Below are 8,573 nucleotides of genomic sequence, written 5' to 3'. Positions count from 1 at the left end.
GGGTACGGGTCAGCAGGGTGCGGCTCAGGAACAGCTGGGCCAGCTTGACGCTGGCGGCCGCCAGCAGGATCAGGGTGGCCATGGCGGCGGCCGCCGCGGTATCGCCGGAATCCTCCATGTTGAGCACGGCGATGGAGGCGAGCACGCTGTCGCTGGAATAGAGGAAGATCACCGCCGAGGTGGTGGTCATGGCGTTGACGAACAGATAGATGAAGATCTCCAGCAGCGCCGGAAGGGAGGCGGGCAGGGTCACCCGCCAGAACGCCTTCCAGAGGGGGATGCGCAGGGAAATAGCCACCAGCTCCAGCTCCCTGGGCAGTTGCTTGAGGCAGGTCACCGCCGTCATGTGCCCCACGGTGTAGTAGTGGATGACGCAGGAGAGCACCATCAGCGGCAGGGTGCCATGGAGGTTGCCGAGCAGGCTGTCCGGCCGGTTGAAGAAGAAGATGTAGCCCAGCCCCAGCACCATGCCGGGCACCGCCAGCGACAGCATGGCCAGCAGGTGCAGCAGCTGGCGAAGCCATGCGAAGTGGCGCCCCTTCTCCTGCGCCCAGGCCAGCACCATGACCAGCACTGTGCCCACAAGGGCGGTATAGAGGCCCAGCTGCAGGGTGTTGGTAAAGGGCTGCCAGCCATAGACGCTGTTGCTGTCAAAGGCGTAGTGATCCAGCGTCAGCTCAAGGTTGTAGGGCCAGAACTGCACCAGGGAGCCGTAGACCGCCATGCCGACCAGCGCCAGAAACAGCAGGGCCCAGAGGGCGCACCAGCCGAGCGCCAGCAGATCTCGCACGCGATGGGGCTTGGGCTGATAGTGCACCGCCTTGGTGCTGCTCTGCTCCTGCATCTTGCTGCGCACCCTGTGCTCCAGCGCAAAGCTCAGCAGCGCCGGCAGCAGCAGGGTGACGCTGGCGACCGCCCCCAATGCGAAGTTCTGCATCCCGATCACCTGCCGGTAGATATCGGTGGCCAGCACGCTGTACTGGCCACCAATCACCTTGGCCACCCCGAAGTCGCAGATGGTGAGGGTGAAGACGGCGATGGCGGCGCTGAGCAGGCCATAGCGGGCGGTGGGCAGGGTGACGGTGACAAAGGTGCGCCAGCCGCTGCTGCCCAGCACCCGGGACGCCTCATAGAGACGGGCATCGCTGTGTCCCAGCGCCGTGATGAGGATCATCAGGGCGTGGGGGAAGCACCAGAAACCGAGGCCGATGACGATGCCGATGGGGCCGTAGATACTCTCGCCCCCAAGCAGCCCCTTAGCTACCCCCTGATTGCCAAACCAGTAGACCAGACTGATGGCGGGCAGCAGGGAGGGCATCAAGAGCGGAATGAGGCCGACGAGGCGAAACAGGCTCTTGCCCGGCATGCAGGTACGGGTGAGGGCATAGGCGTAGCCAAAGGCGATGGTCACCACCAGGGCGGTGATCAGCACCCCGAGCCAGAGGGTGTTGCCTATGGTGCGGGTCAGGTTGGGGGAGAGGACGTAGTCCCGAAAGTTCGCGAGCCCCACCCAGTTGCCGTCCATGTCCTGCAGGCTCTTTTGCAGCATGGCGAGCAGGGGTAGCAGCAGGCCACCGATCAGCAGGGCTATGCCCAGCAACAGCAGCACGAGCTGGATCAGGCTGTCCCGGCTCCAGCCGCTGCAGAGCCGCTGCCACAGGGAGTAGCGAGGCAGACCTTCTTGGGTTGTCAGTGCCGGGGTGGAGAGATGAGGGCTCATGGACGCTCTCCTTCAAAGAGCTGCATGGCCCCGGCGGGCCAGTGCAGGGAGCAGCGCATGCCGCTGCGCCAGCCCCCCTGCTCGCGGTGGGGCTGCGCCTGGGTGGGGCGCTCCACCAGAATTTGCTGCGGGCCGAGATAGGTGTCGGCGGTGCAGATGAGGCGCTGGGCGGCGCCGAGAAACTCCACCTGTTCGATCCGTGCCGCGACGCCATGTTGACCCAGATAAGGCTCGTCCGGCGCGCCCAGGGTGATGGCCTCCGGGCGTATGGCCACCTGCAGCTTGCTGCCCGCCGCCGCCCGGTTGGCGAGTGTCAGGGGTTGTTCATTGAGTCGCACCTGGGTGGGGCTTAGCACCAGGGTCTCGAGAAAGTTCATGGTGCCAACGAAGCTCGCCACGAAGCGGCTCGCCGGCTGGTGGTAGATCTCTTGTGGGGTGCCCACCTGCACTATGTTGCCGCTCTCCATCACCACGATGCGATCGGCCATGGTCAGGGCTTCCTCCTGATCGTGGGTCACCATGATGGTGGTGATGCCCAGGCGCTGCTGCAGGGCGCGGATCTCGCTGCGAAGATGAGTGCGCACCAGGGCATCCAGCGCGCTCAGGGGCTCGTCCAGCAGCAGCAGACCGGGGGAGAGGGCAAGCGCGCGGGCCAGGGCGACCCGCTGCTGCTGGCCGCCGGAGATCTGGCTCGGGTACTTGTGGGACTGGGCAGTGAGAGCCACCAGACCCAGCCAGTGATCGACCCGCTCCTTGATGGCATCCCGTGCCAGTCCCTGATTCTCAAGGCCGAAGGCGATATTCTGGGCCACCGTCAGGTTGGGGAAGAGGGCATAGGACTGAAACACGATGCCAAAGTCGCGCTCCTGGGGCGGCAGGCGGGAGATATTGCGCCCCCCTTGCCAGATCTCGCCGCTGTCTGGCAGATCCAGCCCGGCGATGGCCCGCAGCAAGGTGGTCTTGCCGCAGCCGGAGGGGCCGAGAAAGCAGATAAACTCCCCCGGCTGGATGGTCAAAGAGATCCCCTTGAGGGCCTGGAAGGCACCGAACTGCTTGTTGAGATGTTGAATGTCCAGATAGGGCTGGGTCATGGTCATACTCGCTACCGATTTGGTATATACCAGTTTGCCGGTGAAGTGTGACGGTCAGGTGATTGGGGGATGACGGCTCGATGACAGTCAGATGACATCGGGTCACCAGCAGGTGGCTTGGCCGCGTGCAGATGGGCGGCGGCTACCAATTGAGAGCGAAGCAAACACTGGGGCTGAAACCAAAAAGCGAAGGCCAACCTGGGTTGGCCTTCGGCAATCGGTTTATTGGCTGTGGCTTGTTGGCATCGAGCAAACCGGCCTGATCTGGATTACTGTTTGGCTTCCGACTTGCCGTCGAAGCTGGCGCTCCACTGGGTCAGGATGGCGTTGCGCTCGCGGGCTGCCCAGGCAAAGTCGTTGTCGATCATCTGGCCCTTGATATCTGCCGGATAGCCCGCTCTCGGTTGGGCGGCCCCCGGGATGGCAACCACAGCGAACGACTTGTTGTAGAGGGCGTTGGCCTGCTCGGTGGCGGCAAAGTCGAGCAGTTGTTTGGCCGCTTCGAGCTTGGGCGTGCCCTTGATGATGGCGGCGGCTTCCATGTCCCAGCCCGAGCCTTCGCTCGGGAACACCACCTCTATGGGGGCGCCCTTGGCCTTGAGGCTGGTGGCCGGGAAGTCAAAGGAGATGCCGATCACCGTCTCGCCGCTGGCGGCCAGCTTGCAGGGGGCCGAGCCCGAGTGGGTGTAGCGGTCGATGTTCTGGTGCAGACCGTTCATAAACTGCCAGCCCTGCTGCTCGCCCATGGTCTGCAGCCAGCCGGCAACGCTCAGGTAGCCTGTGCCGGAGGAGCTGGGGTTGGGCATGATCACCTTGCCCTTGTAGATGGGCTTGGTGAGATCGGCCCAGCTGGTCGGTGCCGGTATTCCTTGCTTCTCTGCCTCTACCTTGTTGAAGCAGATGGCGCTGAAGAAGGCGTCCAGACCAATCCAGTGGGGCTCGGCCTTGCCGTCACGAAAACGGCTGTCGAGCTTGTCCAGTCCTTTCGGCGCATAGGCATTGAGCATCTGCTGCTGATCGAGCTGCATCAGGCTGGTGGCGGCCAGTCCCCACACCACGTCGGCCTTGGGCTGGGCCTTCTCCGCCAGCAGCCTGGAGGTGACCACCCCGGTGGAGTCGCGCACCCACTTGATGTTGATATCCGGGTGCTGGCGCTCAAACGCCGTCTTCAGCTCGCCGAGCTGCTCCGGCTCGAAGGCGGTGTAGACGGTGAGATCGGTCGCGGCCAGTGCCGGGGCTGTCATGGCGGCCAGCACGGCGGCGGCCAGCAAATGGGTTCCCTGTTTCATCCTCTTCTCCATTTAAATTGGCTTGGTATAAACCAGATTGGTCGAGAGAGAGGCTAGGGGAACTTTATGACGGTACGGTGACGGCTCAGTGACGTTTTGCCGCACTCGATTGGCCGTATTTAACCCTGGGTATCCACCTCTATCTCCAGGCTGTCGTGGCGCCAGTACTCCAGATCGAAGTCGAGCACCCGGCCGTGCTGATCGAAGTTGAGTCGCTCGAGGCGCAGGGCGGGTAGCCCGGCGGTGGCCCCCAGCGCCTTGGCCACCTCGTCCGGCAGGGCGGTGGGGAAGAAGCGCACCTGCATGCGGGCGTAATGGAGATCGTAATGGGCCTGGTAGATCTCGGTGAGGCTGCCAGCAAGATCCAGCTCCAGCAGGCCGGGCACCCGCGCTGGCAGGCAGTGGTTCTCGCAATAGCAGATGGCGCGCCCGTTGGCATAGCGCAGCCGCTTGAGTAGAAACAGGCTGTCGAACGGCTTGAGCTGCAACTGCGCCATCAGTGCCGGGGGCACCGCCTGGCGACTTTTCTCCAGCAGCTCGGTGCGCGGCTCGCCCCCTTGCTCTCGCACTATCTGGTGAAAGTTGGAGGTGCGCCTGGGGTTGAGGCGAAAGCGCGGCGGGGTGACGAACCAGCCCCGGCGATCCTCCCGATAGATGAGGCCGTTCGCCTCCAGCTGCACCAGCGCCTCGCGGATGGTGACCCGGGTGGTGCCGTAGAGCTCTCCCAGCAGCCGCTCCGAGGGGAGCTTGTCGTTGGGGGCCAGGCCCCCCGCCAGGATCTGGTTGGCGAGGGCATCCTTGATCTGCAGGTATTGGGGTTTGCTCATGAAAATCCTTGGCTGGGCAATGGTTGGGGCGCAGGTCCGGTCGCTAAATGGAGGCGATATAATGCGTTGGTAGATACCAGTGTTGCCCCTGTTGTTCAGGCTTCCTAGATTATCGCGATCCCGGCGCCGAAAATGAATTTTTTGTTGCACATGGCCCCACCCCTTTGACCTCGACGGGGCAGTTACCCACAATGCGCTCATTCTGGTATATACCAAAAGGAGCGAAGTCATGACCCATATTCCTGCGGCCCCCGCCGCCGTCGATTACCTGCTGCTGACCCCGGGCCCCCTCTCGACCACCGCCACTGTGCGGGCTGCCATGCTGCAAGACAGCTGCACCTGGGATGCGGACTATAACCTCGGCGTGGTGGAGCCCATCCGCCGCGAGCTGGTGCGGCTGGCCACTGGCCCGGAATATGAAAGCGACTACAGCGCCGTGCTGCTGCAGGGGAGCGGCAGCTATGTGGTGGAGAGCGTGCTGGGCTCGGCCATCGGCGCCGACGAGTGTCTGCTCATCATCAACAACGGCGCTTACGGCGCCCGCATGGGGGAGATGGCTCGCTGTCTTGGCCTGCGCCACCATGAGCTGGACTGCGGCGAGACGACCCGCCCCGAGCCTGCCGCCATCGACGCCATGTTGGTGTGTCACCCCGAGATCACCCACTTGGCCATGGTGCACTGCGAGACCACCACCGGCATGCTCAATCCCCTTGAAGAAGTCGCTGCACTCTGCCAGCGCCGCGGCATCCGCCTGATCGTCGATGCCATGAGCAGCTTTGGCGGCATCCCCATCGACATGGAGCGCCTTGGCATCGAGTTTCTCATCAGCTCCGCCAACAAGTGCATCCAGGGGGTGCCGGGCTTTGGCTTCGTCATCGCCCGCCGCGCCGCGCTCATGGCCTGCGCCGGTCGCGCCCGCTCGGTCTCCCTCGACCTGCACGCCCAGTGGCAGACCATGGAGCAGCAGGGGGGCAAGTGGCGCTTTACCTCGCCCACCCATACAGTGCTGGCCTTCGCCCAGGCCCTGCGCGAGCTGGACGAAGAGGGGGGCATTGCCGCACGCCATCAGCGTTACAGCGAAAATCAGTGCACTTTGGTGGCGGGGATGGCCGCGCTCGGCTTTGTGCCGTTGCTGCCAGAGGAGTGGCAATCTCCCATCATCACCGCCTTCTACTCCCCGGCCCACCCGGACTACCGCTTCGCCGACTTCTATCAGCGGCTCAAGGGGCAGGGCTTTGTCATCTATCCGGGCAAGGTCTCCCAGGCGGATTGCTTCCGCATAGGCAATATCGGGGATGTGACGCCAACGCAGATGCGTGCGCTGCTCGCCGCCATGGCCGGCGCCTGCCACTGGCAAGGGGAAGCGTGATGAAGCCGCACAATACTCTGCCCGGCGGCGATCTGCACGGCAGCGGCCGGGCCGACAGCGAAGGGGACATCAACCTGGGGGAAGGGCGCGTGCGCTGGTGGGCAGGCCAGGGCGAAGCGGTGCAGGCCGGGCTGGCAGAAGATAGCCGCTACTTTCTCCATCAGGCCCTCTCAACCCCCTGTCTGGATCTGTTGGAGGGGGCGCAGGGGAGCCGGTTGACCAGCGTCTCTGGCAAGCAGTACCTCGATTTTCACGGCAACAGCGTTCATCAACTGGGCCACGGTCACCCCAACGTCGTGGCCGCGGTGCAGCAGCAGCTTGCCGATCTGCCGTTCGCGCCCCGCCGCTACACCCATCAGGTCGCCATCGACTGCGCCCGCACCCTGGCCGAGCTGGCACCCGGCGATCTCAACCGGGTGCTGTTCGCCCCGGGCGGCAGCGAGGTGGTGGGAATTGCCTTGAAGCTTGCCCGCTTTATCACCGGCAACAGCAAGGTGGTGTCCCTCTGGGATGCCTTTCACGGCGCCTCCCTCGATGCCATTGCGGTCGGTGGCGAGGCCTGTTTTCGCGCCGGCATGGGCCCCTTGATGGCCGGGGTGGAGCGCATCCCGCCGCCCACCCGTTATCGCGGCGTCTGGTATCGCGGGGAGGGGGATGACCTGCACTACGCCGATTATCTGGAGTACGTCATCGAGAAGGAGGGAGGAATCGGCGCCTTTATCGCCGAGCCCATCCGCAACACCGATGTGCAGGTGCCCTCGAAGGCCTACTGGCAGCGGGTGCGGGAGATCTGCGATCGCCACAAGGTGCTGCTGATCGTCGACGAGATCCCCAATGCCCTCGGTCGCACCGGCCACTGGTTCAGCTTCGAGGAGTTTGGCATAGAGCCGGACATCATCTGCCTTGGCAAGGGGCTGGGGGGCGGGGTGGTGCCCTTTGCCGCGCTTATCACCCGGGATCGTTTCAATCAGGCGGCGGCTATTTCGCTCGGTCACTACACCCACGAGAAGAGCCCCATCGGCTGCGCGGCGGCCCTCGCCACCATAGACACCATTCGTGAAGAGGGACTGCTGGCCAAGGCGCGGGAGGATGGTCGCTTCATGGCCGCCGAGCTCGCGGCGCTTGCCGAACGCCACCCGCTGATCGGCCAGGTGCGCGGCATAGGTCTCTTGTGGGCGCTCGATCTGGTGGTCGATCACCAGAGTCGAACGCGCAATAGCCAGGCCGCCGAGCGGCTGCTCTACCGCTGTCTGGAACTCGGGCTCAGCTTCAAGGTCTCCCAGGGCAACGTTATCCAGCTCTCGCCACCGCTCAACATAGCCCGCGCCGATCTGGTGCGCGCGCTCAGTATTCTCGATCACGCCCTCGGCGAGATCGCCCTTTCACCGGAACAGGAACATCACCATGACTGACTTGCAGATTGCCGTAGCCCCGACCACAGACGTGGAGGCGCTGATCCTCGACTGGGCCGGCACAGTGGTCGATTTTGGCTCCTTCGCCCCCACCTCCATCTTCGTCGAGGCCTTCGTCCGCGCCTATGACTTCGCGGTGACGCTGGATGAGGCGCGCCAGCCCATGGGGTTGGGCAAGTGGGACCATATCGCCGCCCTGGGCCGTCTGCCCTCGGTGGATGCTCGCTGGCAGGCCCGCTTCGGCCACCCCATGAGCCGCGAAGAGGTGGATCACCTCTACCACACCTTCATGCCGCTGCAGATAGCGGCGGTGACCCGCTTCGCCGCCCCCATCCCGGGCGTATTGCCGGTGCTGGCGAGCCTGCGGGCGCAGGGGCTGCGCATCGGCTCCTGCTCGGGCTACCCCCGTCCCGTGATGGAGGCGCTGGTACCGGCGGCGGCCGAGCACGGCTATAGCCCGGATCACTGGGTCGCCACCGACGATCTCAAGGCGGGCGGGCGCCCCGGTCCCTGGATGGCGCTGGCCAACGTGATTGAGCTCGGGTTAAGCGCCGTGCATCGCTGCATCAAGGTGGACGACGCCGTGCCCGGCATCAGCGAGGGTCTGAATGCCGGCATGTGGACAGTGGGGCTGTCGGTTTCCGGCAACGAGTTTGGCGCCACCTTGCAAGCGTTCGCCGCCATGAGCGAGGCGCAGATCGCCGCCCGGCGCGCGCCGGCCGAGGCCAAGCTGCGCGCCGCGGGGGCCCACTACGTGATCGATACCCTGGCCGACATCGCCCCCGTCATCACGGATATCAACCGCCGCATGGCGGCTGGCGAACGGCCCTGAACAAGGTGGCGTGAGGGATGGGGGCTTGGGGTG

Annotated in this window: 7 protein-coding genes; 3 read left to right on the top strand and 4 right to left on the bottom strand. The window is 64.7% G+C overall.

Annotated elements, in window-relative coordinates:
• The 4 genes from LG30_RS0105115 to phnR form a co-directional block, all read right to left on the bottom strand.
• Positions 1–1,720, bottom strand: a 1,720-nt coding sequence (locus tag LG30_RS0105115) for a putative 2-aminoethylphosphonate ABC transporter permease subunit (protein ID WP_033129636.1), incomplete at its 3' end; no start/stop codon positions are given.
• Complete coding sequence (locus tag LG30_RS0105110) at positions 1,717–2,811, bottom strand: putative 2-aminoethylphosphonate ABC transporter ATP-binding protein (RefSeq protein ID WP_033129642.1); 1,095 nt, start codon at positions 2,809–2,811, stop codon at positions 1,717–1,719. The genes LG30_RS0105115 and LG30_RS0105110, both read right to left, overlap by 4 nt.
• Positions 2,812–3,080: 269 nt before the next feature.
• Positions 3,081–4,100 (bottom strand): putative 2-aminoethylphosphonate ABC transporter substrate-binding protein, encoded by a 1,020-nt coding sequence (locus LG30_RS0105105; protein ID WP_033129635.1) that lies wholly within the window; start codon positions 4,098–4,100, stop codon positions 3,081–3,083.
• Between the two features lie 119 nt (positions 4,101–4,219).
• Positions 4,220–4,927, bottom strand: coding sequence for a phosphonate utilization transcriptional regulator PhnR (phnR, locus tag LG30_RS0105100; RefSeq protein ID WP_033129634.1), 708 nt, complete (start codon positions 4,925–4,927; stop codon positions 4,220–4,222).
• A gap of 229 nt (positions 4,928–5,156) precedes the next feature.
• On the opposite strand from phnR, the gene phnW reads away from it, so the two are divergent.
• Genes phnW through phnX form a run of 3 tightly spaced genes read left to right on the top strand, consistent with a single transcriptional unit; the run spans position 5,157 to position 8,540 of the window.
• Positions 5,157–6,296, top strand: a complete 1,140-nt coding sequence (gene phnW / locus LG30_RS0105095) for a 2-aminoethylphosphonate--pyruvate transaminase (protein ID WP_033129633.1) — start codon at positions 5,157–5,159, stop codon at positions 6,294–6,296.
• Positions 6,296–7,708, top strand: coding sequence for an aspartate aminotransferase family protein (locus LG30_RS0105090; protein WP_033129632.1), 1,413 nt, complete (start codon positions 6,296–6,298; stop codon positions 7,706–7,708). Before phnW ends, LG30_RS0105090 begins: the two co-directional genes overlap by 1 nt.
• On the top strand, positions 7,701–8,540 hold the full coding sequence (gene phnX, locus LG30_RS0105085) for a phosphonoacetaldehyde hydrolase (protein WP_052100852.1): 840 nt from the start codon (positions 7,701–7,703) through the stop codon (positions 8,538–8,540). The genes LG30_RS0105090 and phnX overlap by 8 nt, the downstream gene beginning before the upstream one ends.
• Positions 8,541–8,573: the final 33 nt, after the last annotated feature.

The sequence above is a fragment of the Aeromonas aquatica genome (assembly GCF_000764655.1).
In the GTDB taxonomy this organism is placed as follows: domain Bacteria; phylum Pseudomonadota; class Gammaproteobacteria; order Enterobacterales; family Aeromonadaceae; genus Aeromonas; species Aeromonas aquatica.
This window is presented reverse-complemented; position numbering and strand designations above follow the sequence as displayed.